Annotated in this window: 17 protein-coding genes and 1 riboswitch; of the genes, 10 read left to right on the forward strand and 7 right to left on the reverse strand. The window is 59.8% G+C overall.

All coding sequences use genetic code 11. From position 1 onward, the window contains the following. Window positions 1–550: 550 nt before the first annotated feature. The 3 genes from hydA (at window position 551) to preA (ending at window position 4746) form a co-directional block, all read left to right on the forward strand. Window positions 551–1990: a dihydropyrimidinase gene (gene hydA, locus BMZ32_RS05555; protein WP_090240392.1), complete on the forward strand. Its 1440-nt coding sequence runs from the start codon at window positions 551–553 to the stop codon at window positions 1988–1990. A gap of 113 nt (window positions 1991–2103) precedes the next feature. Beyond that, window positions 2104–3471 carry an NAD(P)-dependent oxidoreductase gene (locus BMZ32_RS05560; RefSeq protein ID WP_090240393.1) on the forward strand — a complete coding sequence of 456 codons (1368 nt, stop codon included), beginning with the start codon at window positions 2104–2106 and terminating at the stop codon, window positions 3469–3471. Next, complete coding sequence (gene preA, locus BMZ32_RS05565) at window positions 3472–4746, forward strand: NAD-dependent dihydropyrimidine dehydrogenase subunit PreA (protein ID WP_090240395.1); 1275 nt, start codon at window positions 3472–3474, stop codon at window positions 4744–4746. Window positions 4747–4957: 211 nt separating this feature from the next. On the opposite strand, the gene BMZ32_RS05570 is transcribed toward preA, so the two are convergent. Next, window positions 4958–5578, reverse strand: coding sequence for a TetR/AcrR family transcriptional regulator (locus tag BMZ32_RS05570; protein ID WP_090240396.1), 621 nt, complete (start codon window positions 5576–5578; stop codon window positions 4958–4960). A 141-nt stretch (window positions 5579–5719) separates the two neighbouring features. Continuing rightward, window positions 5720–5813: riboswitch (S-adenosyl-L-homocysteine riboswitch) on the forward strand. Window positions 5814–5836: 23 nt separating this feature from the next. On the opposite strand from BMZ32_RS05570, the gene ahcY reads away from it, so the two are divergent. The 5 genes from ahcY (at window position 5837) to rhlE2 (ending at window position 12760) form a co-directional block, all read left to right on the forward strand. After that, window positions 5837–7246: an adenosylhomocysteinase gene (gene ahcY / locus BMZ32_RS05575; RefSeq protein ID WP_090240398.1), complete on the forward strand. Its 1410-nt coding sequence runs from the start codon at window positions 5837–5839 to the stop codon at window positions 7244–7246. Window positions 7247–7314: 68 nt separating this feature from the next. Further along, window positions 7315–8160: a methylenetetrahydrofolate reductase [NAD(P)H] gene (gene metF, locus BMZ32_RS05580; protein WP_090240400.1), complete on the forward strand. Its 846-nt coding sequence runs from the start codon at window positions 7315–7317 to the stop codon at window positions 8158–8160. Window positions 8161–8398: 238 nt separating this feature from the next. After that, complete coding sequence (gene ppnN, locus BMZ32_RS05585; protein WP_090240401.1) at window positions 8399–9772, forward strand: nucleotide 5'-monophosphate nucleosidase PpnN; 1374 nt, start codon at window positions 8399–8401, stop codon at window positions 9770–9772. A gap of 138 nt (window positions 9773–9910) precedes the next feature. After that, window positions 9911–10699 carry a substrate-binding periplasmic protein gene (locus BMZ32_RS05590; RefSeq protein WP_090240403.1) on the forward strand — a complete coding sequence of 263 codons (789 nt, stop codon included), beginning with the start codon at window positions 9911–9913 and terminating at the stop codon, window positions 10697–10699. 177 nt (window positions 10700–10876) lie between these two features. After that, window positions 10877–12760 (forward strand): RNA helicase RhlE2, encoded by a 1884-nt coding sequence (gene rhlE2 / locus BMZ32_RS05595; RefSeq protein WP_090240404.1) that lies wholly within the window; start codon window positions 10877–10879, stop codon window positions 12758–12760. Between the two features lie 100 nt (window positions 12761–12860). Here rhlE2 and BMZ32_RS05600 read toward each other — a convergent pair whose 3' ends face one another. Together BMZ32_RS05600 and BMZ32_RS05605 are read right to left on the reverse strand one after the other, a co-directional pair. Beyond that, a complete protein-coding gene (locus BMZ32_RS05600) occupies window positions 12861–13439 on the reverse strand; it encodes a YceI family protein (protein WP_090240406.1) in 579 nt (192 codons plus the stop codon). A gap of 60 nt (window positions 13440–13499) precedes the next feature. Continuing rightward, a complete protein-coding gene (locus tag BMZ32_RS05605; protein ID WP_090240407.1) occupies window positions 13500–14045 on the reverse strand; it encodes a cytochrome b in 546 nt (181 codons plus the stop codon). 304 nt (window positions 14046–14349) lie between these two features. Between BMZ32_RS05605 and BMZ32_RS05610 the strand changes: the two genes are divergently transcribed. Together BMZ32_RS05610 and BMZ32_RS05615 are read left to right on the forward strand one after the other, a co-directional pair. After that, a complete protein-coding gene (locus tag BMZ32_RS05610) occupies window positions 14350–15756 on the forward strand; it encodes an adenosylmethionine--8-amino-7-oxononanoate transaminase (protein WP_090240408.1) in 1407 nt (468 codons plus the stop codon). Between the two features lie 83 nt (window positions 15757–15839). Next, window positions 15840–16559 (forward strand): 16S rRNA (uracil(1498)-N(3))-methyltransferase, encoded by a 720-nt coding sequence (locus BMZ32_RS05615; RefSeq protein ID WP_090240410.1) that lies wholly within the window; start codon window positions 15840–15842, stop codon window positions 16557–16559. Window positions 16560–16614: 55 nt separating this feature from the next. Here BMZ32_RS05615 and BMZ32_RS05620 read toward each other — a convergent pair whose 3' ends face one another. Genes BMZ32_RS05620 through BMZ32_RS05635 form a run of 4 tightly spaced genes read right to left on the reverse strand, consistent with a single transcriptional unit; the run spans window position 16615 to window position 26295 of the window. Next, entirely contained in the window at window positions 16615–17085 is a 471-nt protein-coding gene (locus BMZ32_RS05620) for a chemotaxis protein CheW (protein ID WP_090240412.1), read from the reverse strand. 31 nt (window positions 17086–17116) lie between these two features. Next, window positions 17117–18136, reverse strand: coding sequence for a chemotaxis protein CheB (locus BMZ32_RS05625; protein ID WP_090240413.1), 1020 nt, complete (start codon window positions 18134–18136; stop codon window positions 17117–17119). Beyond that, window positions 18133–25404 carry an Hpt domain-containing protein gene (locus BMZ32_RS05630; RefSeq protein WP_090240415.1) on the reverse strand — a complete coding sequence of 2424 codons (7272 nt, stop codon included), beginning with the start codon at window positions 25402–25404 and terminating at the stop codon, window positions 18133–18135. The genes BMZ32_RS05625 and BMZ32_RS05630 overlap by 4 nt, the downstream gene beginning before the upstream one ends. Before the next feature lie 33 nt (window positions 25405–25437). Next, window positions 25438–26295 carry a CheR family methyltransferase gene (locus BMZ32_RS05635; RefSeq protein ID WP_090241566.1) on the reverse strand — a complete coding sequence of 286 codons (858 nt, stop codon included), beginning with the start codon at window positions 26293–26295 and terminating at the stop codon, window positions 25438–25440. Window positions 26296–26309: the final 14 nt, after the last annotated feature.

The following is a 26309-nucleotide window of genomic DNA, read 5'->3' on the forward strand; positions in this document are numbered from 1 at the left end:
GCGATGGCCGGAGTACTCGTTCAACTCAGGACCGGCCAGCTCGGTAGCGAGAGCTATCAATAAGCGTGCCGGGAACCTGTTTACTCATCTTTCGCCTGCCATAAAAAACTATAGATAGCTGATCTATATAGCCTTTTATAAACGCATCAGTTTTTCTGCTGCGTCTTACCGGCCTGGTTTTGCGGCTCACCATAAGCCTGTCTTATCCGTCAGGATTCAAAGTGGTGCAGGCAACTTTTTTCTACCACTAGGGCCGTGTTCACCACTCGGCCCAAACGCCTGATTTTGCATAGGAAATCTTGCTCATATTTGGTTCTTGTCAAGTGCGTCAAAATGGTGAGTGCCTGCACCATTTTGCTTATTTAGTATTTTTTATCTTATATTTCAATTACTTATATAAAATATTGCAGCCTAAAAAATATTCTTGATCAATCACTAAACAGCGACTAGATTCAATTCCTGTCAGCGATGACAGGATTAAAATCCTTTCGCCTGGCAGGCCATAACACCAAGAACCGGCATGCACCGGTCAGCCTGAGAGGAACTCGCTATGTCGCTGTTGATCCGTGGTGCCACCCTGGTTACCCATGAGGAGAGCTACCGTGCTGACGTGCTCTGTGCCGACGGCCTGATCCAGGCCATTGGCGACAACCTCGACGCCCCCGCCGGCTGCCAAGTGCTTGATGGCAGCGGCCAATATCTGATGCCTGGCGGCATAGACCCGCACACCCATATGCAATTGCCATTCATGGGCACCGTAGCCAGCGAAGACTTTTACAGCGGCACCGCCGCGGGCCTGGCCGGCGGTACCACCTCGATCATCGATTTTGTGATTCCTAACCCGCAGCAGTCGCTGCTCGAAGCCTTCCACACTTGGCGCGGCTGGGCGGAAAAGTCTGCATCCGATTACGGCTTCCATGTCGCCATCACCTGGTGGAGCGAGCAGGTCGCCGCCGAGATGGGCGAGTTGGTGGCAAAGTTTGGGGTCAACAGCTTCAAGCACTTTATGGCCTACAAAAACGCCATCATGGCCGCCGACGACACCCTAGTCGCCAGCTTCGAGCGCTGCCTGCAACTGGGCGCAGTACCCACCGTGCATGCGGAGAACGGTGAGCTGGTCTACCACCTGCAGCAGAAGCTTTTAGCCCAAGGCTTTACAGGGCCAGAAGCGCACCCTCTATCGCGCCCCTCGCAGGTCGAAGGTGAGGCGGCCAGCCGCGCCATCCGTATCGCCGAAACCCTGGGTACGCCGCTGTACCTGGTGCACGTCTCAACCCAGGAGGCCCTGGATGAAATCACCTACGCCCGCGCCAAGGGCCAGCCGGTTTACGGCGAGGTGCTGGCCGGCCACCTGCTGCTCGATGACAGCGTGTATCGCCACCCGGATTGGCAGACCGCCGCCGGCTATGTGATGAGCCCGCCATTCCGCCCGAAAGAGCATCAAGCCGCCCTGTGGCGCGGCTTGCAATCGGGCAACCTGCACACCACCGCCACTGATCACTGCTGCTTCTGCGCCGAGCAGAAAGCCGCTGGCCGTGACGACTTCAGCAAAATCCCCAATGGCACTGCCGGCATCGAAGACCGCATGGCGGTGCTGTGGGATGAAGGGGTCAATAGCGGCAAGCTGTCGATCAACGACTTCGTCGCGCTGACCAGCACCAATACGGCGAAAATCTTCAATCTGTTCCCACGCAAGGGTGCGCTACGCGTGGGTGCCGACGCCGACCTGGTGCTCTGGGACCCACAGGGCACGCGCACCATCTCTGCGAAAACCCACCACCAGCAGGTCGACTTCAACATCTTCGAAGGCAAGACCGTGCGCGGCATACCCAGCCACACCATCAGCCGGGGCAAGCTGGTTTGGGTGGATGGCGACCTGCGCGCCGAGCGCGGCGCCGGTCGCTATATCGAGCGTCCGCCCTACCCCGCGGTGTTCGACCTGCTGAGCAAGCGCGCTGAGCAAAACCGTCCTACCGCCGTCGAGCGCTAAGCCCGCGCACTGGCACCACACATGACTTAGCCGCACCGACCCACAGAGGCCGGACGGCCGCTTATCAGCTGTTAACTGCCCAATAAAAGCCACAAAACCGTGAGGCAATAACCGTGATAGACACCCTCAGCCATTTGCCACGACCGGATGCCGACGCGGCCGAACTGGCCGATCGCTTCAGCGATCTAGCCCCGCCGCTTAACGCTCGCCAGGCCGCACTGGAAAGCGCTCGCTGCCTGTACTGCTACGACGCCCCGTGCATCAATGCCTGCCCCAGCGAGATCGACATCCCCTCGTTCATCCGCAATATCAGCCATGAAAACGTCCAGGGCGCGGCCGAGAAAATCCTCTCGGCGAATATCCTCGGCGGCAGTTGCGCCCGCGTTTGTCCGACGGAAATCCTTTGTCAGCAGGCCTGCGTGCGTAATAACGCACAAGAGTGCGCACCGGTACTGATCGGCCTGCTGCAGCGCTACGCCATCGACAACGCGCAGTTCAGCGAGCACCCGTTTAAACGCGCCCCAGCCAGCGGCAAACGTATCGCCGTGGTCGGCGCAGGGCCTGCGGGTTTGTCCTGCGCCCACCGCCTGGCCATGCATGGTCACGACGTGGTGGTCTTCGAGGCGCGCGAGAAAGCCGGTGGTCTTAACGAATACGGCATCGCCGCCTACAAGCTGGTGGACGATTTCGCTCAACGCGAAGTGGAATTTCTCCTGCAGATTGGCGGCATCGAGATTCGTCACGGGCACAAACTCGGTGGCGACCTCAGCCTGAGCGACCTGCGCCAGCAGTTCGACGCGGTCTTCCTCGGCATCGGCCTAGCGGCCAGCAAACGCCTCGGTCTGGCTGGCGAAGACGCGCCGGGGCTGCTCGCCGCTACCGACTATATCCGCGAACTGCGGCAGAGCGATGACCTTAGCCAGCTACCGGTAGCCGAGCGCTGCATCGTCCTCGGTGCCGGCAATACTGCTATCGACATGGCGGTGCAAATGAGCAAGCTCGGCGCACGCGACGTCAACCTGGTCTATCGCCGTGGTTTCGAGGAGATGGGCGCAACCGAGCACGAACAGGACATTGCCAAAGCAAATCAGGTGCGCCTGCTGACCTGGGCACAGCCGCAAGATGTGCTGCTCAATGAGCATGGCCAGGTGCGCGGTATGCGTTTCGCCCGTACCCGCGTGGAGAACGGCCGCCTGCAGAGCACCGGGCAAACCTTCGAACTGGTCGCCGACGCCATCTTTAGCGCCATTGGCCAGGCCTTTGACGGCCAAGCGCTGAGCGATCCACTGGCCAGCGAGCTGAAGCGCGAGGGCGAACGCATCTGGGTCGATACCCAGCAGCAAACTAGCGTGCCCGGCATCTACGCCGGCGGCGACTGCACCGCCCTGGGGCAGGACCTCACCGTACAAGCTGTGCAGCACGGCAAGCTGGCCGCCGAGGCCATCCACTCTCACCTGATGCTCAATGTGGAGGCCGCATAAATGGCCGATCTATCCATCGAATTCGCCGGTATCAAAGCACCCAATCCGTTTTGGTTGGCCAGCGCACCGCCTACCGACAAGGCCTACAACGTGATCCGCGCCTTCGAAGCCGGCTGGGGCGGCGTGGTGTGGAAGACCCTCGGCGAAGACCCGGCAGCGGTCAACGTCTCGTCGCGCTACTCGGCGCACTTCGGGGCTAACAGGAGCGTCCTCGGAATTAATAATATCGAGCTGATCACCGACCGCTCACTGGAAATCAACCTGCGCGAAATCACCCAGGTGAAGAAAGACTGGCCGGATCGCGCGATGATCGTTTCCTTGATGGTGCCGTGCGTCGAAGAGTCCTGGAAACGCATCCTGCCGCTAGTGGAAGCCACCGGCTGCGACGGCATCGAACTGAACTTTGGCTGCCCCCACGGTATGCCTGAGCGCGGCATGGGCGCAGCGGTCGGCCAGGTGCCTGAATACGTGGAGATGGTCACTCGCTGGTGCAAGACCTACAGCTCGCTGCCGGTGATCGTCAAACTGACGCCCAACATCACCGACGTGCGCCTGTCCGCGCGCGCCGCCCATCGCGGTGGCGCGGATGCGGTGTCGTTGATTAACACCATCAACTCGATCACCAGCGTCGATCTCGATCGCATGGTCGCCCACCCCATCGTCGGTAATCAGAGCACCCATGGCGGTTATTGCGGCTCGGCGGTGAAACCCATTGCACTGAACATGGTCGCCGAAATCGCCCGCGACCCGGAAACCCAAGGCCTGCCGATCTGCGGTATCGGCGGCATCGGCAACTGGCGCGATGCGGCGGAGTTTGTGGCATTGGGCTGCGGCGCAGTGCAGGTGTGCACGGCGGCCATGCTGCATGGCTTTCGCATCGTCGAAGAGATGAAAGACGGCCTGTCGCGCTGGATGGACAGCCAGGGCTACGACAGCCTGGCGGATTTCTCCGGCCGCGCGGTGGGCAATACCACTGACTGGAAGTACCTGGACATCAACTATCAGGTAATCGCTAAAATCGATCAGGACTCGTGCATCGGCTGCGGCCGCTGCCACATCGCCTGCGAAGACACCTCACACCAGGCCATCGCCAGCCTGATCCAGGCCGACGGTACGCACAAGTACGAAGTGATCGACGAGGAGTGCGTGGGCTGCAACCTGTGCCAGATCACCTGCCCGGTGGAGAACTGCATCGAAATGGTGACTCAGGACACCGGCAAACCCTTCCTTGACTGGAACCACGACCCACGCAATCCGTACCGCGTAGCGTCGTAAAGTGATCGGTAGAATTCGTTCAAGATCGTAGCGAGCGCAGGTCAGGCAAGGCGATAACAGGTGAGGACGCGGAGTGTACGAGCAGTACATGAGCAGTACTCGCCTCGCTCGCCCCTTTGGGGGCCGCACTGAAGCGCGTTAGCAGCAAGGCTGCTTGCCGAACCTGTTTTCAACGCAGCATGAACACGCGCAGTAGATAGTGGACGAATTCTCAAGGCTCCAGCCCAATCCCACGCAATATCACGCTGGTCACGGTCTGCACCGCCCGCTCGTACTGCAGTTCAGACAACGCCCGGTGGTCGTTAAGCACGCCCACCTGATGGCTGAAGTCCGCGTAATGCTGGGTAGAGGCCCAGATCATATACAGCAAGGCAGAGGGCTCAACAGCCAGAATGCGCTTGTCCTCAACCCACTGACGGATCTTCGCTTCCTTCATCTTGGCCCAGCTGTAGAGGCTGTCGTCGAGGGTGGTACCGAGCATCGGCGCACCATGGATGATCTCGTTGGCCCAGACCTTGGAGCCGTGCGGACGGCTGCGCGAGTGGTTCATCTTGGCGCGGATATAGGTGCTAAGCACCACCCGCGGATCGTCATACATTTCGAAGCACAGCGCGTCCTGCTTCCACACCTCAAGCAGATCCAGCAGCACCGCGCGGTACAACTCGTCCTTAGTGCTGAAGTAGTAGTGCAGGTTGGAGCGCGGCAGCTCGGCCTCTACGGCGATATCACCCATGGCAGTGCCGCCGTGGCCTTTCTCGGCGAAGACCTTTTCCGCGGCCAGCAGGATCTTTTCGACGTTGCGGCGGCGAATCTCGATTTTGTGATTGGCCATGACAGGTCCGTAACTAGGCAATATCGCAAGGCTACCACCCGCGCCAAGCCGGAGCGACGGAAAGCCTTTGGCTAAATCCTCAGCATCGCTATAATCACCCTCGCTTCACGCAACCGACACCGCTTCGGTTGCTCCCGCCACCCGTCCGAGGGGCGCTGCAGCAAACTCTGCCCAGCAGGGATTTGTCAGGCTCGGATGGGGCGTTAACCATACGCATCAACGGCGCCCATTCGCAGACAACGAATGGAGAACTCATTTATGAGTGCTGTTATGACGCCTGAAGCTTTTAACGACTTCAAAGTCGCCGACATGTCCCTAGCCGCCTGGGGCCGTCGCGAAACCATCATCGCCGAATCCGAGATGCCAGCCCTGATGGGCCTGCGCCGCAAGTATGCCGGCGAGCAACCGCTGCAAGGCGCGAAGATCATCGGCTGCATCCACATGACCATTCAGACCGCCGTGCTGATCGAAACCCTGACGGCACTAGGCGCAGAAGTGCGTTGGTCGTCGTGCAACATCTTCTCAACTCAAGACCAAGCCGCTGCTGCCATTGCCGCTGCCGGCATCCCGGTATTCGCCTGGAAGGGCGAAACTGAAGAAGAGTACGAGTGGTGCATCGAGCAAACCATCCTTAAAGATGGCCAGCCGTGGGATGCCAACATGATCCTCGACGACGGCGGCGACCTGACCGAGATCATCCACAAGAAATACCCGCAAATGCTTGAGCGTATTCACGGCGTGACTGAAGAAACCACCACGGGCGTTCACCGACTGCTGGAGATGCTGGCCAAAGGTGAGCTGAAAATCCCAGCGATCAACGTTAACGACTCGGTGACTAAAGCCAAGAACGATAACAAGTACGGCTGCCGTCATAGCCTGAACGATGCCATCAAGCGCGGCACCGACCACCTGCTGGCCGGCAAGCAAGCCTTGGTGATTGGCTACGGCGACGTCGGCAAGGGTTCGGCGCAATCGCTGCGCCAGGAAGGCATGATCGTACGCGTCACCGAAGTCGACCCGATCTGTGCCATGCAGGCCTGCATGGACGGCTACGAAGTGGTTTCACCGTTCAAAGACGGTATCAATGACGGTACCGAAGCCAGCATTGACGCGCAGCTGCTGGGCAAGATCGACTTGATCGTAACCACCACCGGCAACTACAACGTGTGCGACTCGAACATGCTCAAAGCGCTGAAAAAACGCGCTGTGGTGTGCAACATCGGCCACTTCGACAACGAAATCGACACCGCTTTCATGCGCAAGAACTGGGCATGGGAAGAAGTGAAGCCGCAGGTACACAAGGTGCATCGCACTGGCACCGGCGCCTTCGACGCGCAGAACGATGATTACCTGATCCTGCTGTCGGAAGGCCGCCTGGTAAACCTGGGTAACGCGACCGGTCACCCAAGCCGAATCATGGACGGCTCCTTCGCCAACCAAGTGCTGGCGCAGATCTTCCTGTTCGGTCAGAAGTACGCCGAACTGCCAGCCGCCAAGAAAGCCGAACGCCTGACTGTGGAAGTGCTGCCGAAGAAACTCGACGAAGAAGTGGCGATGGAAATGGTCAAAGGTTTCGGCGGCGTAGTGACTCAGCTGACCAAGACCCAAGCCGACTATATCGGTGTAACTGTGGAAGGCCCATTCAAGCCGGACGCTTACCGCTACTAACTAGCAGCCCGCAGGGTGGGTTAGCCGTACGCGGCTAACCCACCCTTCGTTTGAACGGAACCTTCTCCATGTCTCAAGAACGCCGTTACAGCTTCGAGTTCTTCCCTACCAAGACCGACGCCGGGCACGAAAAGCTGATGAATGTGGCGCGCCAATTGGCGACCTACAACCCCGATTTTTTCTCCTGCACCTACGGTGCCGGAGGCTCCACCCGCGACCGCACGCTGAACACCGTGCTGCAACTCGATGGCGAGATCAAAATACCGGCCGCGCCGCACCTGTCTTGCGTAGGTGACAGCAAGGCCGATCTGCGTGACTTGCTGGGCCTGTACAAAGGTGCCGGGATCAAGCGCATTGTCGCACTGCGCGGCGACCTGCCTTCCGGTATGGGCATGGCCAGCGGTGAGTTGCGCTACGCCAACGAGCTAGTCGAGTTCATCCGCGCTGAGACCGGTGATCACTTCCATATCGAGATCGCCGCTTACCCGGAAATGCACCCGCAGGCGCGCAACTTCGAAGACGATATCGCCAACTTCGTGCGCAAGGCCAAAGCCGGCGCCGACAGTGCGATCACCCAGTATTTCTTCAACGCCGACAGCTACTTCTACTTCGTCGAGCGCGTACAGAAACTCGGTGTCGACATCCCAGTTGTGCCCGGCATCATGCCGATCACCAACTACAGCAAGCTGGCGCGCTTCTCTGACGCCTGCGGCGCTGAGATTCCACGCTGGGTGCGCAAGCAACTGGAAGCCTACGGTGATGACACCAGCAGCATCCAAGCCTACGGCGAGCAGGTCATTAGCGAGATGTGCGAACGTCTGTTGCAAGGCGGCGCACCCGGCTTACATTTCTACAGCATGAATCAGGCTGAGCCGAGCCTGGCGATTTGGAACAACCTTAAGCTGCCACGCTAAGCTTGATGGCAGTAGCATCGGTGCCTGCGCCTTGCGGGTGCCGATGGTTTTCCCGGTCATTCGACATGCCCCTCCTCCTGCGCCTCAGTCTTTTCCCCACGCACCCGGCAAACCGCGGTAGCCTTTTGTAACGCACGGGGTGGTCGACACAGAGGCCAAGGCACTCAGCCGTGACCCTACTTTCAGCAAGCGTTTAGCCATGCAGGGCTTACGCGGTTCACAACCATGGAGCGCCGCAATGGCCGCACGTAAAACGATTAACGCCTCAGTCAACCCCAAAGGCAGCCTGGAAACCCTCTCGCAGCGTGAAGTGCAGCAGCTGCGCGAAACCGGTTCCGGTAGCGTTTATGCGCTGTTCCGCCAGTGCGCGCTGGCGATTCTCAACACCGGCTCGCACAGCGACAACGCCAAGACGATTCTGGAAGCCTACCCGGACTTTGAAATCCGTATCCTGCAGCAGGACCGCGGCATCCGCCTGGAGTTGTTCAACGCCCCGGCCGACGCCTTCGTCGATGGCGAGATGATCGCCAGCACCCGCGAAATGCTGTTCAGCGCCCTGCGTGACATCGTCTACACGCAGAGCGAGCTGGAAAACAAGCGGGTCGACTTCGGCAGTTCCCAGGGCATCACCGACTACGTCTTCCACCTGCTGCGCAACGCCCACACCCTGCGCGCCGGCGCCGAACCGAAGATTGTCGTGTGTTGGGGCGGCCACTCGATCAGCACCGAAGAATACAAATACACCAAGAAGGTCGGCCACGAGCTGGGCCTGCGCGGGCTGGATATCTGCACCGGTTGCGGCCCTGGCGTGATGAAGGGGCCGATGAAAGGTGCGACCATCTCCCATGCCAAACAGCGCAACGTGCATGGCCGTTACCTGGGCCTGACCGAGCCAGGCATCATCGCCGCCGAAGCCCCCAACCCAATCGTCAATGAGCTGGTGATCCTGCCGGATATCGAGAAGCGCCTAGAAGCGTTCGTGCGCGTTGGCCACGGCATCATCATCTTCCCCGGCGGTGCTGGCACGGCGGAAGAGCTGCTGTATTTCCTCGGCATCCTCATGCACCCGGACAACCAGAACATCCCCTTCCCCCTGATCATGACCGGACCAAGTAGCGCCGCCGCCTACCTTGAGCAGTTACATGCGTTTATCGGTACAACCCTGGGTGAAGCGGCGCAGCAGCGCTACAGCATCATCATCAACAACCCGGACCAAGTCGCCCGGGAAATGGCCGAAGGAATTAAGGCGGTCAAACAGTTCCGCCGCGAACATAACGATGCGTTCCACTTCAACTGGCTGCTGAAGATCGACGAAAGCTTCCAGCACCCCTTCGAGCCGACGCACGCCAACATGGCCAGCCTGAAGCTAACGCGCAACCAGCCTGTACACGAACTGGCGGCCAACCTGCGCCGAGCGTTTTCCGGGATTGTCGCGGGTAACGTCAAGGACAAGGGCATCCGCCTGATTGAGCAACACGGCCCTTACGAAATCACCGGCGACCGCGACATCATGCAGCAGCTCGATACGCTGCTGCAGGCCTTCGTTGACCAACACCGGATGAAACTGCCGGGCAACAGCGCCTATGTACCCTGCTACCAACTGACCAAATAGCCTCCTGGTTGTATGGGCAGTAGCCCGAACGGCGCTGCCCATGCAGCGCCGTCAGCGGTTACGACGGCGATCACCTGAGCGCAAATATTCATCGCGCTATGACTACTCAGAATCGATTCAAATCGATACTCTGGCTGTATGCCAACATCCCTGCGCCACCTAATCGCCGCGCTGTGCCTGATGGGCCTGAGCCTCTGCGCTCACGCCCAGACATTGCGCATCGTCAGTGAAAGCTGGGCACCCTATGTTTATGAAGAACAAGGCACACTTAAAGGTCTCGACTACGAGGCCACACAGATCGTTCTGCAACGCCTTGGCGTCGAAGCTGAGTGGCAGCTCCTGCCATGGAAGCGTTGCCTGTTGGCGGTTGAGCAAGGGCAGGCTGACGCCATCCTGGATATCTTCCGCACCCCAGAACGCGAAGCCAGCATCATCTACCCCGACGAACCCATGTCGCAGATCGAGTTCGTGCTGTTCTACGCGACCGCCAGGCCTTATCCATTCAACCAGTTACAAGACCTGCAAGGCTTGAAAGTCGGGGTGTCCGCCGGTTACTGGTATGCCAACCGCGACTTTCGCGAATCCGAGCTGTTCACCCGTGAGCCCGCGGCCAGCCATAACGCCAACCTCGGTAAACTGCTGCGCGACCGTGTCGACCTGGTGATTAACGACAAGCGCGGCGGCATCTTCCTGACCCAGCAGATGGGCATTCAAGGTGACGTCAGCCATCACCCACAGGTGATTAGCCGCGACCAGCTTTATCTGGGCCTGAGCCGCAGAGATGATATGGCAGAATTCGCACAACGCTTCAGCCACGAATTGCGCCACTTCAAGCGTGAACCGGCCTATGCGGCCCTCAGCGCCCGTTACAACCCTGCAGCAAAAGCTCAGCAAGTCTCGGCATCGCGTAACGCCGCAACCCGTTAAGCAAGCCAATGCTGCAGATCACCCTAGCTCTGTTATACTCTGGCCTTCCCGCCAGGCTTGCGCCCGGATGCTAGCCCCCAGAGGCCAGTAGTACCGGACGGGATTGCGCCCCCCAAGCGTGATTCAAGCCAGGCAATACACCCCATAGGGCCATGCCCTCACTAGACAGGATTACACATGTCCTTTGCCTCCCTCGGTCTCTCCGAGGCTTTAGTCCGTGCGGTCGAATCCGCCGGCTACACCCAACCCACTCCGGTGCAACAGCGGGCCATCCCCGCCGCGTTGCAAGGCCGTGACCTGATGGTTGCAGCCCAGACGGGTACAGGTAAGACAGGCGGCTTTGCCCTGCCGATCCTCGAACGACTGTTCCCCAACGGCCACCCGGATCGCGAACAGCGACACGGCCCGAAACAACCGCGCGTGCTGGTGCTGACCCCGACCCGCGAACTGGCCGCCCAGGTGCATGACAGCTTCAAGCTGTATGCCCGCGAATTGAAATTCGTCAGCGCCTGTATCTTCGGCGGCGTTGGCATGAACCCTCAGGTTCAGGCCCTGGCCAAAGGCGTCGACGTACTGGTGGCTTGCCCCGGACGCCTGCTCGACCTGGCCAACCAACGTGCCATCGACCTCTCGCACGTGGAAATTCTTGTCCTCGACGAAGCCGACCGCATGCTCGACATGGGCTTTATCCATGACGTGAAGAAGGTTCTCGCCAAGCTGCCGACCAAACGACAGAACCTGCTGTTCTCGGCGACTTTCTCGAAGGACATCACCGACCTGGCCGGCAAGCTGTTGCACAACCCGGAGCGCATCGAAGTTACGCCGCCAAACACTACGGTCGAGCGTATCGAGCAGCGCGTATTCCGCGTCCAGGCCAGCCACAAGCGCGCCTTGCTCGCACACCTGATAACCGCCGGAGCCTGGGAACAGGTGCTGGTGTTTACCCGCACCAAGCACGGCGCCAACCGCCTGGCCGAGTATTTGGATAAGCACGGTCTAACGGCTGTGGCGATCCACGGCAATAAAAGCCAGAACGCACGCACGAAAGCCTTGGCTGACTTCAAAGCCGGCAATGTACGCATCCTGGTTGCCACCGATATCGCCGCCCGCGGCCTGGATATCGACCAGCTGCCGCATGTGGTCAACTTTGAACTGCCGAATATCGAAGAAGACTACGTGCACCGCATTGGCCGCACCGGCCGTGCCGGCCGCAGCGGTGAAGCGATCTCCATGGTTGCTCCGGATGAAGAAAAGCTGCTCAAAGGCATTGAGCGCATGACCAAGCAGAAAATCGCTGATGGCGACCTGCTCGGCTTTGATGCCAGCACCGTTGAGGCCGAGCGCCCAGAAGTGCGTGAGCCGCAGAAACCACGCCAACCGCGCGGCGCCAAGCCAGAAGGCGAACGCCATGGCGGCGGCCGCAAGGACAAAGGCAAGGACAGCGGTCGTGACAACAGCCGCAGTAAGCCCCAGGGCGGCCGCAGCCAACAGCCCCGCAGCGCGTCCACGTCATCGGCCCGCACCAGCACACCAGCCGTGCCCGCACTGCCTCCGGATCGCGCGCCGGATGAGTTTCGCGATGATGAAATCGATAATTTCGGCAACCGTGCCGACTATGTAAGCCCGAACCAGAACAAGCAGCAGAACCGTGGCCGTCGGCCCGGCGCGCCTGCTACTGGCCCAAGCGCGAGCAATGGCGTCGGTCAAGGTGCTCGCCCGGCCAATAAGCCGCGCAGCAATGGTGGTGGCGCGACAAGTACTGGCGCTGGCGCACAAGGCCGTCGCCAGAGCGCGGGTTCAGGCGCACAAGGTGCTCAGGGCCGTAATGGTTCAGGCCGTGCACGTCCGCCGCGTGACACCCGCACCACCTCGCTGAACCGCGATGAGCTGCCACGCACGGAAGCGGCAGTGAAAAGCCCACGCGACAAGCAGCCGGTGATCGTGCACAAAGGCTCACGCCTGGATCGCCTGCCAACGGTCGAGCAGCTCGACGAACTGGCGAGCGCACGTCCGCGTGGCGAAAAACCGGCCCTGCTGACGCGCAACCGCGAAGAGTCATAGTCAGCTAGCCGCACACGAAAACGCCGCCCATTGGGCGGCGTTTTTGTTGATGCTGCCGCTGAAGCAGCGATAGATTACGCTGCTGCGCGGTTAAGCCATCCTACTTGCGTACACCTTCTACCGAGATGATCAGCTCAACTTCTTGAGAAGCCGGGCCGAGGTCTTTCTGGATATCGAAGTCCTTCAGTTTCAACATGGTGCTGCCTTCAAAGCCGGCGCGATAGCCGCCCCATGGATCCTTACCTTCGCCGATGAACTTGGCTGCAATCACCACCGGCTTGGTCACGCCATTGAGGGTCAGGTCACCGGTGATATCCGCAGTACCGTCACCCGTTGATTTAACTGCAGTCGAGGCGAAGGTGGCGGTTGGATGCTCGCCAACGTTGAGAAAATCATCACTGCGCAGGTGCTTGTCGCGCTCGGCGTGGTTGGTGTCAACGCTGGTGGTGTTCAGCGTCACGTTGACTTTACTGTCCTGTGGCTTGGCCGCATCGAAGCTGAAGCTGCCGTCGAAGTCCTTGAAGGTACCGTACAGCCAGCTGTAGCCCAGGTGGCTGATCTTGAAGTTAACGAAGGCGTGCTGGCCCTGCTTGTCGATGGCGTAATCCGCTGCCATCGCCTGACCGGCGCCCATCAGTGCACCACCAAGCGCCAAGGCTACGAGAGTTTTCTTCAACATGGACATGCTCCTTATGAATATGAGGTGGGGCCAACCCAGCCCCGGAAACAACAACCAGAACTAACGCCCGAACATGCGCATCAGCGTCCGATCGCGATCAATAAAATGGTGCTTCAGTGCAGCCAATCCATGGATGCCAGCGAAGATCACCAGCGCCCAGCCCAGGTACTCATGCACCAGGCCAGCAACATCTTCCTGGTCGGGAATGCTGGTCAGGGTCGCAGGCACCTCGAACAGACCAAACACCGCAATACCACGGCCATCTGCAGTGGAGATTAAATAGCCGGCAATCATCAACACAAACAGCCCCAGGTACAGCGCGCTATGGCCCAACTTGCTGGCCAGGCGGGTGACCCGCCCATGGTTCGGCAAACTGGCCGGGGGTGGGCTCATCCAACGCCACAACACCCGCCCCAACATCACAGCAAACAGCAGCAAGCCAATGCTTTTGTGCAGGTCTGGTGCAGTCTTGTACCAGCCACTGTAATAGTCCAACCCGACCATCCAGTAGCCCAAAGCAAACAAACCGAACACGGCCACTGCCACCAACCAGTGCATCAGGATGCTGACAAGACCGTAATGAGAAGAGCTATTGCGCCATTGCATTGCAAACGTTCCAAGAAATAAGGGTCAGGGCCGCGAGCTAAGCAAGACTAGCAACAAACCTATCGACTAAAAGCGGAATTTTTCGCTTTGAAATATCGAGAAATACGATGCTTCTTACAGTCATTTTCCTCAGCCACTTTAGTCTAGCGGGGCTCGGTAAAGTTCTGTAGCTGGGCGACAGGCTACAGCATAGAGCCGGCCAGCAAGCGACCAGGGCAATCGAACAGCGCTGTGCCGTCCATCCACGCCAGTGCTTCTGATAGGCTTGGTGCCGAAGATTAAGCGTCGAGGGATGAATAAACCGATGAGCCTGAATGACCAGTGGATGCAACGTGACCTGAAGGTGCTGTGGCACCCTTGCACGCAAATGAAGGATCACGAGCAATTGCCCCTGGTGCCGATCAAACGCGGTGAAGGTGTTTGGCTGGAGGACTTTGACGGCAAGCGCTATATCGATGCCGTCAGCTCCTGGTGGGTCAACGTGTTCGGTCACGCCAACCCGCGCATCAACCAGCGCATCAAAGATCAGGTTGATCAGCTGGAGCACGTAATTCTTGCCGGCTTTAGCCATCAACCGGTGATCGAGCTGTCCGAGCGACTGGTTAAGATGACGCCCGCTGGCCTCGACCGGGTGTTCTACGCCGACAATGGCTCTTCGTGCATCGAAGTCGCGCTGAAGATGAGCTTTCATTACTGGCTCAACGTCGGCAAACCGGCGAAGAAGCGCTTCGTCACCCTGAGCAACAGCTACCATGGCGAAACCATCGCGGCGATGTCGGTGGGCGATGTCGCGCTGTTTACCGACACCTACAAAGCGCTTTTGCTCGACACCATCAAAGTGCCCAGCCCGGACTGTTACCACCGCCCCGAAGGCGTGAGCTGGGAAGCCCACTCGCGGGTCATGTTCGCCCATATGGAGCAGACCCTGGCCGAGCATGGCCATGAGGTCGCCGCGGTGATAGTCGAGCCGCTGATTCAGGGCGCTGGCGGCATGCGCATGTACCACCCGATTTACCTCAGGCTGCTGCGTGAAGCCTGCGACCGCTTTGGCGTGCACCTGATCCACGACGAGATTGCCGTGGGCTTCGGCCGCACCGGCACCATGTTCGCCTGCGAACAGGCGGGTATCCGTCCGGATTTCCTCTGCCTGTCGAAAGCCCTCACCGGTGGCTATTTACCCCTAGCGGCGTGCCTGACCACCAACGAGGTGTATGAAGCGTTCTATGACGACTATTCGACCCTGCGCGCCTTCCTGCACTCACACAGTTACACCGGCAACCCGCTGGCCTGCGCGGCGGCCCTGGCAACCCTGGACATCTTCGAGCAGGACAATGTAATCGAGGCCAATAAAGCGCTGGCCGCGCGCATGGCCAGCGCCACCGCGCACCTGGTCGACCACCCAAATGTCGCCGAGGTACGTCAAACCGGCATGGCGCTGGCCATCGAGATGGTCCAGGACAAAGCCAGCAAAACTGCTTACCCCTGGCAGGAACGTCGTGGCCTCAAAGTATTCCAGCACGCCCTCACGCGTGGCGCGCTGCTGCGCCCGCTGGGCAGCGTGGTGTACTTCCTGCCGCCCTACGTGATCACCCCCGAACAGATCGACTTTCTCGCCGAAGTGGCCACTGAGGGCATCGACATCGCCACCCGCACCTCGGTCAGCGTGGCGCAAGGCAATGCCAACTACCCGGATTTTCGTGACCCAGGCTAAACCTTCGCCGTCGATCGACTGTAAGCGGCGCCGCTGAGGCGGTAAGCTTGCCGCCTCAACTGTGCCGCTGCAGCGATCATTCCATGCGCCTCTCTCGTTTCTTTATCGATGCCACCCTGTCCCTCGGCCAGCACGAGCTGCCGGAAGGCCAGGCCCACTACATCGGCCGCGTCTTGCGCCACGCTGTCGGTGATGCGGTGCAATTGTTCGACGGCAGTGGCCAGGAATACCTGGGCGAACTGATCGAGGTGGGTAAGAAAAACGTGCGCGTCGAGCTGCGCGAGTCATTCACCGGCCAGACTGAATCACCCCTGCATACTCACCTGGGCCAGGGCTTGTCACGCGGCGAGCGGATGGACTGGGCGATTCAAAAGGCCACCGAGCTGGGCGCCAATGAAATCAGCTTGATCGTCAGCGAGCGCTGTGAAGTGCGCCTCAAGGACGAGCGCGCTGACAAGCGCATGGCCCACTGGCGACAAGTGGCAATCAGCGCCTGCGAACAATGCGGCCGCTCGGTGCTGCCGATCATTCACCCACCGATCAGCCTCAACGAATGGCTGGTGCACACCAGCGCCGAGTTGAAGCTGGTGCTGCACCCAGTTGCCGAACCCTGGGCCAGTCACCCGCAGCCTAAGTCCCTGGCGCTCTTGATCGGTCCGGAAGGCGGTCTCAGCGACAACGAAGTGGCGCTGGCCAAGAGTCACAACTTTCATGCCGCGCGCCTCGGCCCGCGGGTACTGCGTACAGAAACCGCGCCGGTGGCGGCGTTGAGTGTGGCGCAACAGCTGTGGGGCGACTTCTAAGTAAGCTCAAGTCATAAAAAAGCCCGCTAACGCGGGCTTTTTAGTTTATTAGCGATCAGATCAATCCGGCGTCAGCCAGCTTCTGTTCCAAGCCAAGCAGATCCGGAATCTTCAACACGGCTTCACCAAATTGCACCGCATCCAGCTCCAGCGGTGACAAAGTGACACCCGCCCGCACCAGCTCGGCACCGACCTTGATCGAACGTGGAATACCTTGCACCAGTACGGCAATAAACTTGACCGCTGGACGACCGCCCAAGGCATTGATCACCGCCACTCGAGAGCCTGAGCTAACAGTCGCCTGGCCATCCGACGCAGCCTCGAACGACAACAGCGGCAGGCGTAGATCACGCCAGGCAATCTGCCCCAGAAACCAGCTGGGCATACCTTCACTGACCTGCGGCGCACGGTAAGGGATTAGCTCGGCGACCGCCACGTTGGGCAGGAGCAAAGTTCGATCAGTCAACTGCATCAACAGGCCCGTCAGGCTAGTGGCGCTGTTCTGCGTGGCGACGGCTTGGCTCATAAATTTATCCTGTACAGGGCGATGCCCCGGGTTAACGGCACTGCTCGGCCAAGTGGTTGACCAGGGCGGCGGCCAACTCGCGCGGATCACCGCTAAAGCTGCTGTAGCCCGCTTCACGCAGGCTGTCCGGCATGCTCGGGCAGGCGCAGCTGTCGCCGCGCTGGGTCCAGATCAAGCCACCCTGGCGGATCACATAAGCCGCCGCCGCACTGCCGTCGCTGCCCATACCGCTGAAGGCAATGACGCCGCTCAGCGCGCCAAAATGCTGGGCCAGATTGAGCATCATCTGATCGATCGACGGGCTGTAGGGTTCGGGCCAACCGCGTTCGGCTATCAGCATCTGGCCTTCATCGTCGAAGCCCAGCTCGTGACTGATCGGCACCACCACCACTTCACCGCACCGCAGCGCATCACCCTGGCGCGCCAGATTGACATGCCATTGGCTGTGTCGGCCCACCGCCTGCGGCAGCATGTTCTCAAAGCTGGCATCAATATGTTGGGCGTAGACGAAGCCCACCGGCAATCCGCCCGGCAAAGCGTCGAGAAAAGCTTTCACTGCAGCCGGACCACCCAAGGAGGCCGCCAGCAACCAGACCTGCCGGGCCGGCTCACCAGCCACCAGCGGGGTGTCCGCCAGCGCGGCAGGCAAGTCCAGACGCGTTGGACGCTGCGCTTCAGCCAGCAAGGCTTCCAGGCTCTGGCCAACGGCTTGCGACGGGTCGCCAACCAGCTTCTTCAGCTTGCCGAACAGCCGCCGCTCCCAGCGCGGGTAGTTTTCCGAATGACGCTCAGGTGCGTGGCCTTCGCCAAACAGCACGGGAACCACGGCGTTTTCCATCAAGTTATCGATCAGCGGCGAATCATCCGACTGCGCCAGATCAACCAGCCACAGATCAGTCTCGCAAGCGCTCAGGGTGGCCTGATCGAGACGTGCCGGATCGCTGTTCATCACCACCTGATAGCCGCTACCCGTTAAGGCTTGCTGCAGCACATGGCGCTGCAACGAGGTGTCGGCAATCACCGCGATGCGGGCTGCAGTTTTCTCGATCATGTGCGGTTTACCGGGTGGCGACCCACCAGTTGCTGAATGGTTTCGAGCAACAAGGACTCTTGGTAAGGCTTACCCAGGTATTCGTTGACGCCGAGGCTCATGGCCCGCTCACGGTGCTTTTCTCCGGTACGCGAGGTGATCATGATGATCGGCAGGTCTTTCAGGCCTTCATCGTGGCGCACCAGGGTCGCGACTTCAAAGCCGTCCATGCGCGGCATTTCAATATCCAGCAGCATGATGTCGGGCTTGCGATCCTGCAGCTGCGAAATGGCATCGACACCGTCTTTAGCGGTCAGCACATTCATGCCGTTTCGCTCAAGCAGACGGCTAGTGACCTTGCGCACGGTGACCGAGTCATCGACCACCATGACCAGCGTCGGCCGATCCGCCTCGATCTCGGCGGCGCTGGCTGATTGCTTAAGCTGGCGCGGTTGCAACTGGGTAAGCAGATGCGCGTGCAGCACACGAATGGTCGCCAGCAGATCAAGAATCACCACTACGCGGCCGTCACCGAGGATGGTGGCACCGGAGATCCCGTGCACGCCGGCGAACTGCGGGCCGAGGCTCTTCACCACGATCTCGCGGGAACCGGCCAGGGAGTCGACCTGCACCGCTACCGCATGCTCCTTGGAGCGCACCAGAATCACCGGCAACGGTAGGCTCTGGCCAACCAGCTTGGGCTGCTGGCCGTTGTTGAGCAGGTCGCCTAGGTAGCGCAGCTCATAGCTCTGCCCGGCATACTCGAAGCGCGGTGCATCGGGGGCGTAATAGGCTTCCAGCTCGTAGGGGGAAACCCGCACGATACCTTCAATGGTGTTCAACGGAATGGCGTACAGGTCTTCACCGGACAACACCATCAGCGCACGGTTAACCGACACGGTGAACGGCAGGCGAATGGTAAAGGTGGTGCCGGTGCCAGGCAGCGACTCGATACTCATCGAGCCACCCAGCTGCTTCACTTCCGAATGCACCACATCCATGCCGACGCCACGACCGGAGATCTGCGTGACCTTCTCAGCCGTGGAGAAACCGGCCTCGAGAATAAACTGCAGGACTTCGTAATCGGTAAGGTCGGAGTCAGCGTCCATCAAGCCGCGCTCAATGGCTTTGCGCTTGACCGCATCCAGACGAATACCGCCGCCGTCATCCGCCAGCGTCATGACAATATCGCCACCCTCGCGACCGAGCGCCAGGCGAATGCTGCCCTGCTCCGGCTTACCGGCAGCGCGGCGCACATCAGCGGCTTCAATGCCGTGGTCAACGGCGTTACGCAGCATGTGTTCCAGCGGCGCGACGATACGTTCAAGGACGGTACGGTCCATCTCGCCATCAGCGTTGCCGACGACAAATTCGACTTGCTTACCCAACTCACCGGATATCTGCCGCACAATACGGCGCAAACGCGGCACCAGGCGGTCGAACGGCACCATGCGCGTACGCATCAAGCCTTCCTGCAGCTCGGAGTTGACCCGCGCCTGTTGCAGCAACAGGGTTTCCGCATCGCGGTTACGCGCCGCCAAGGTTTCTTTCAGGTCGAGCAAGTCGGAAGCCGACTCAAACAGGGCACGCGACAGCTGCTGCAGCTGCGAGTGACGGTCCATCTCCAACGGGTCGAAATCTTCATAGCCCACACGCTCCGCTTCAGCCTCGATGCGGCTGAGGATCTGCGCCTGAGTTTCGGTATCGAGGCGGCGCAGCTGATCACGCACGCGGTCAATGGTGGACTCCATCTCACTCAGGGTGAAACCGAAGTCACTCACCTGCTGTTCGACACGGCCACGGAAAATCGAGGTTTCACCAGCCAGGTTAACCAGGCCTTCGAGCAATTCGGCAGGTACTTTGACCAGTTCCTGCGGCGCACGACGCGATGCGGCTTCCTGCGCAGCCTCTTGTGCGCGGCGCACGAATGGCAATACCTTGGCCACCAGCTCCTGAGCGGGCATGGCACTGGCTGCCACAATCGGCGTGCTCAACTCCGGCAGGCGCGCTGCTGGCGCGACGGATGAAGCAGGCGCAGCGTCGTCGAGCAGGCTGTCATTCAAGCGTTGGCGCAGAATCTCGAGCTCCTGCTGTAACCCTTCAAAACCCGACTGCACATCGACAAACAGGCTCTGCGGCCAAGGTGCACCTTGAGCCTGCGCCTCTGTTAGATGGTGTTCGAGGTTGTGGCTGAGGTCGCCCAAACGTTTTTGCCCAGCTAGGCGTGCACCGCCTTTGAGGGTGTGCAGGGTGCGCAACATATCATCGATGGCGCTGGCGTCTTCACGATCAGCCTCCCAGCGACCAATCGCCACTTCCATGGCTTCCAGCAGGTCATCCGCTTCCTCAAGGAAGATGTCGAGGATGTCCGACTCATCTTCATCCGGCTGGTCATCGGCGGCTTTAAGAGCAACCGCAGACGGCATGCTCAGCTGCTCATCCGGGTTCGCGCGGAAGCGCTTGATGGTATCGATCAGTGCCTCACCACTCGGCACGCTGTGCTTGCCGCGCACAGCTTCCAGCATCTCCGCCAGGCTGTCGTGACAGGCCTGGAGCAGGCTGAACAGCTCTTGACTGGCGCGTAACCGGCCGTCGCCAAGACCTTCGTAGAGGAACTCCAGCTCGTGGGCCAAGTCACCGATTTCACGGATTTCAGCCATGCGCGCACCACCCTTGAGGGTGTGTAAATCACGCTGCAGCGATTCCAGGTCAAGGCTGTTGTTGACGTCGTCCATCCAGCGTTGCAGGGCCGCACCGGCGCTGTCGATGATGTCGAAGCCTTCCTCAAGAAAGATCTCTACAAGCTCTGGATCGCGCTCGTCTTCAATGACCGCGGGCGCCGGCGCTACATCGGCCTGCTCGGACGTAATATCCGGAAGCGCAGCCCCTTCGAGCTCGGCTTCCGCTTCGGGTTCGACCAAAGCAGGGTCGTCGAGGTCGACGACAGGCAGCTCGGTCACTTCGATTCCTAGCGACTCGGTTGCCAATGGCTGGCTGTCCAGCGCGTCTTGCGGCTCATCCGCAAGAATACCAAAATCGATCTCTTCGTCAGCTTCGAGCTCAGGCTCTAGCAGATCTAACAACTCGATCACCGGTTCGGCTTCGGCTTCGGCTTCGGCTTCGGCTTCGGCTTCGGCTTCGGCTTCGGCTTCGGCAGCAGGCTCAGGCATCGCGGGGCTGACCGGCAAGCTTTGCCCACCACTCTGGCGGAAGCTGCGAATGGCTTCAATCAACGCCACCGGGGAAGGCATCACCGCGCGGGCCTGCAACTGTTCTAGCAATTGCGCCAAGCTGTCATGGCTTTGCTGCAAGAGACTCGCCAACGCTGGGGAGGCGCTGTAACGGCGATCCACCAGGCCTTCGTACAATGATTCGAGCTCATGGGCGAGATCGCCAATCGGGCGAATTTCGGCCATGCGTGCACCACCCTTAAGGGTGTGCAGATCACGCTGCAAGGATGACAGTGCGGCTTTGTTGTCTGGATCAGCCAACCAGCGCTCCAGTGCCTGGCCGGCACTGTCCAGAATATCCACGGCTTCTTCGAGAAAGATCGACACCATTTCCTCGTCGAGGGACTCGTAGAGCGAAGCAGTCGGCGCCTCGCTGTCGACCTCGACAGATTCTGGTAGCTGCACGCCAGCGCCAGACGACTCATCCTCACTGAGCGCTTCAAGTGCTGCGGTGGCATCAGCCAGCTCAACAATCTCGATACCGGATGCGCCGTCATTGGACAGCAGCGCCAGGGTATTGGGGTCCAGCGCTTCCATCAGCAAACTGCGCAATGCCGCCACGCGCTCAGGGGCAGCGCTGACCTGCAAACCGGCTGCCACCTGATCCATCATCCCAATCAGGGCTTCGTGGGCTTGCTCAGCCTCGCTGAAGAAACGCTCGCTGACGGCTAGGCGGCCCTCTTCAACCGCACCATAAAGGTCGAGCAGGGCTTCGCAGAGTTCGTCAATTTGCGGCAGGTCGGCCATCTCTGCACCGCGGCCGAGGGTGGTCAACTCGTCCAGCAGGGAGCTGAGTTCCTGGCGCTCGGTCGGGTGCTCGCGCCATTTGCGCAGCAGATCTTCGGCATCCAGCAGGATATCCATGCCTTCAGCCAAGAAGATACTGATCATCTGCGGGTCGCGCTTTCCTCCGCCCTGATCGCTCTGCCGACTGTTTTCCGCGTGCTCGAGACGTTCATTGTGCAACTTCTGCACGCGCTCAAGGAATTCGGCAGCACCCGGCAAAACGCCCAACGGCTGGCTTTCCAGCTGCTCAAGCCCGAGGCGGAAGAGTTTCTCGGCGCTGCTCAGCAACTCCGCTTCAGCCAGGTCCATGGGGATCAGGTTGGCTTTAAATTCCTTAACCAGCTTCTCTAACGGCGAAGCGATCTCTGCCACCGGCAGAATGCCGGCCATCGAGGCGCTACCTTTGAGGGTGTGCAAGGCGCGCTGCAGATCGTCAGTGACAGGCTGCGGCAACTCTTGAGCACAGTCGGCTAGGAAGCCGACAAGGGTATCGAGATGCATCTCCGCTTCGTTACGGAAAATCTCCAACAGCTGCGGGTCCAGGCCTTCGTCGTCTGCGCCGCTCTCGTCGGTAGCGGTCGGCAGACCCTCGGGCTCAGCTACCTGCTCAACCGGGGCTTCAGGTTTTGGGAGGCTTCGGCCTTTGGCCAAAGCGTGGGCCGTGGCCGCCAAATAGTCGACATCGTCACGCTGACGCTGTGCCTTATTGGCAAATTCATCAACCAGAGCTGGCATCAGGGCGACCACATCGGCGATCACCTGCTGCACCTCGGTGCCAGGCTGGATACTGCGGTCGAGCACACGGTTGAGCAGGTTTTCAATTGACCAGCCCAACTCACCGATAACCAGGGCACGAACCATGCGCCCACTGCCCTTAAGCGTATGAAAGGCGCGGCGGATTTCGCTTAGGGCATCCTTGTGATCAGTGTTTACGCACCACTGCGGGAAATACTCGGCGATAGTTTCGAGTACTTCACCTACCTCCTCAATAAAGACCTCCATGAGCTCTTCATCAATCGGCTCTTCATCGGCCGGAGGTGGCAACAGGCTTGGTGGCACATCGTGTGCTGGGGGATTAATCGCCTGAACGGGAGCGGCCATGACATCAGCCATCGATAGGGCTTTTTCGGCGACAGGCGGCGCCGACTCGTTGTTCAGCAGGGCACTCGGCAAGTCAACTTCAGGCAATTCTAGCGCGGCCAACTCGGACTCATCCCAGTTGGCTGGACTGTCGCTTTCATCCAGGTCAAAGCTGCCAAGCGGCAACTCTTCGCCAGCAAATGACTGCTCTTCCGGGGTTTCAGCCAGTGGCAACAGCTCGGTATCACTCAGGTCACTACTGAAATCTGTAAGCTCAAGCTCAGCCGACTGCGCATCCAGGGCGGTCGAATTCAAATCAGCAAACTCGGCGCTGAAATCATCAGCTAAATCCAGGCTCAACGGCTCTTCGTCAAGCGGTTCTAGGCTCGGCTCGCGCTCGGCCGCCGGCTCCGGCTCGTCAATCAGCACCTCCATGTCATCTAGCGGATCGGCCAATGGCGCGAAGGTCTCTGCTGGCGGCTCAATACGGTCAAGAATCGACGGTTTTTCTTTCAGCGGGTAGCCCAGACTTTCCAGGCTTTCTTCGGCCACATCAAGAATCAGGTCGCCCTGACTGGCATGGTCTTCGGCCAAACGTTCAAGATAGTACTCAACGCTGGTGATGGCGTCCGCTAGGGTGTCGAGGTTTTGCCAGTTAGGTACGGCCTTGCGCGCCAGCAGTTGTTCCTGGATATAACGGTTGCAGGCGTTGAGCAGATCGGCGGCGCGCTGCAGCGGAATCATGGCCAGGCCGCCACGCACCTGAGTCAGTAGCTCCGGCACGCGGGCCAAGTGCTCATGGTTCCACTGAGAAGCGATAAATTCGATGATCGCGTCTTTGGCCTGCTCCAGGCCGGTGCGCGCTTCTTTGATCACCAACTGGTGAATCTGCGCTACGTCGGTGGTCGGCAGATGGCTTTCTTCACGACCGCCATCCTGTGCAGGTCCGACCATGCCGGCCAGCGTTGCCTCGACATACAACAGCGCCCCGGCGACATCCATCAGTACCGCATCGCTGGGTTCACCTTGGCCTTTGGCCAGGCCATTGACCACATCGAGTTGGTCGACAATGACTTTACGCGGCTGGCTAAAGCCTAAAACGGCAAGGGTGTCGGCAATTTGTTTGAGCGGTGCGGCCAACGCTTCCAGATCAACCACCTGGGTGCGGTCGCTGCGGACAAATAGATCGAGGCTGTCTTTGACGCGGACCAGCTCTTCACAGAGCGCGGCCACCACCGAACGCATGGCATCGCGGTCGGGACCGGCCAGGCGCGCACGCTCTTCATCGACAACATCATTGTCCGGCAGTGCATCGTCTAGGCGGTATTGGTCTTTAAGGCTACGTACGCGTGGCGATTGAGCCGTGGATTTCGCCACATAGAACAGCAGGTTCTTGCTCAGCTCATCAGGTGCAGGCTGATTCAGACCTTCAGCCCCCTGCTCAAGCAAGCGTTTGAGCTCTTTATCCACCTGGCGTAATAACGTACGCACAGAAGAACCGTTGGCTACGCTGCCGTTAGCCAGGCCTTCGACCACACCCGAGGCAATCTGCCACAGAGGGCCCAGGGGCGAGTCTTTACACAGGTTTTCCAGGCGGGCGAACACCCGTGCCATATAGCTCAGGTTGGTCGGCACGTCCTGATTGCGGATCACCCCAACCAAGGCCATCTGCAGCATCTGCCGCAGCTTACGCAACAGTCCTGGCAGCTCGGCAGTGCTCAGCTGCGCGATGGAATCACTGGAGAGTGCAGCGTTGCGCCCGGACATGTCTGGGGCAAACAGGCTAGTTTCCGAGAGCAGTTTTTCACCGCGGGCAGCACGCAGGTCATTGAGCAGTGGCAGCACAACCATCGGCAGGTCGCGGCGAGCAGTCTGGATACGATCGAGGTAAACCGGCAACTGCAGAATCGACTGCATCAGCACTTCCAGGGCTTCACCCTGGTTGGTCACCCGGCCATCAATCAGCGCACCAGCCAGCTGTTCCATTTCTTCAGCGAGCAGCGCCGCGCCAAAGAACTCGACCATCTGCAGGGTACCCAGCACCTGATGCACATAGGTCTGGCAGAAACGCATGCGCGTAGCGTCCTGGGGGTTCTCAACGAACGCCTCCAACGCCTGACGCGCCTGTTTCAGGGTTTCCGCGATCTCGCCTTTAACCCATTCCAGGGCGACATAATCGTGCCGATCACCCATAGCCACTCCACTCATAAACTTGGCTCTTCTGCCTTATCCCTTGCGGGTAAACGCCAGCACTCGCTCGTCGGCCACCGGGATCAACTCCGGATGCTGCCAACCTGCTACTTCGCCCACCCCCACCACCAGCAGTCCTCCGGGCGCCAGGCGCTCGGCCAGGCGGTTGAGAATCTCGCGGCGACGCCAGCGACGAAAATAGATCAACAAGTTCTGACAAAAAATAACGTCCATACCGGACATGGGTGCCTTGGCCAGCTCGAGTACATTGAGCCGCGCGCAACACACGCGCGCCGCCAGGCTCGGCAACACTTTGAAACGTCCATCATCCTGAGCCAGGAAGTAGCGCTGGCAGAGGTCAGCATCCAATTGCTCCAGACGGCGTGCGCCATATTGACCATCACGCGCCTTACTCAGCGCATTCAGGCTGATATCGGTGCCTGTTACGCCGAAATGCTCCGGATACTCACTGTTACGCAATACTTCTGCAGCACTGATAGCCAGCGAATAAGGTTCTTCGCCACTGGCACAGCCCACGCTCCAGAGTTCCCATGGTTGCGTCATGCCTTGCTGCAAACGCTCGCGTAAATAACCTTCGAGCACGTCAAAGGATGGGCGATGACGAAAAAAACGAGTTTCCTGCACAGTCAGCCGATCCAGCAGGGTCGACCACTCCACTGCACCGCGGGGGCCATCGGTTACCTGCTGGTAGTACGTGGCGTAATCCGCCACACCCAGTTCACGCATGCGCGCACTCAGATTGGTTTGCAAAAACGCCTGTCGCCGCTCATTGAGAACGACCCCAGTACGCTCCTCTAGCAGCACCTGCCAGTCACGAAACTCCGTGACTGTCATGTCTGCCAGAGGCTGCAAGGCCCAAACGCCTGACTGCATGTCGTGCCCCTCGC

The organism is Pseudomonas guineae (assembly GCF_900113745.1).
Lineage (GTDB): Bacteria > Pseudomonadota > Gammaproteobacteria > Pseudomonadales > Pseudomonadaceae > Aquipseudomonas > Aquipseudomonas guineae.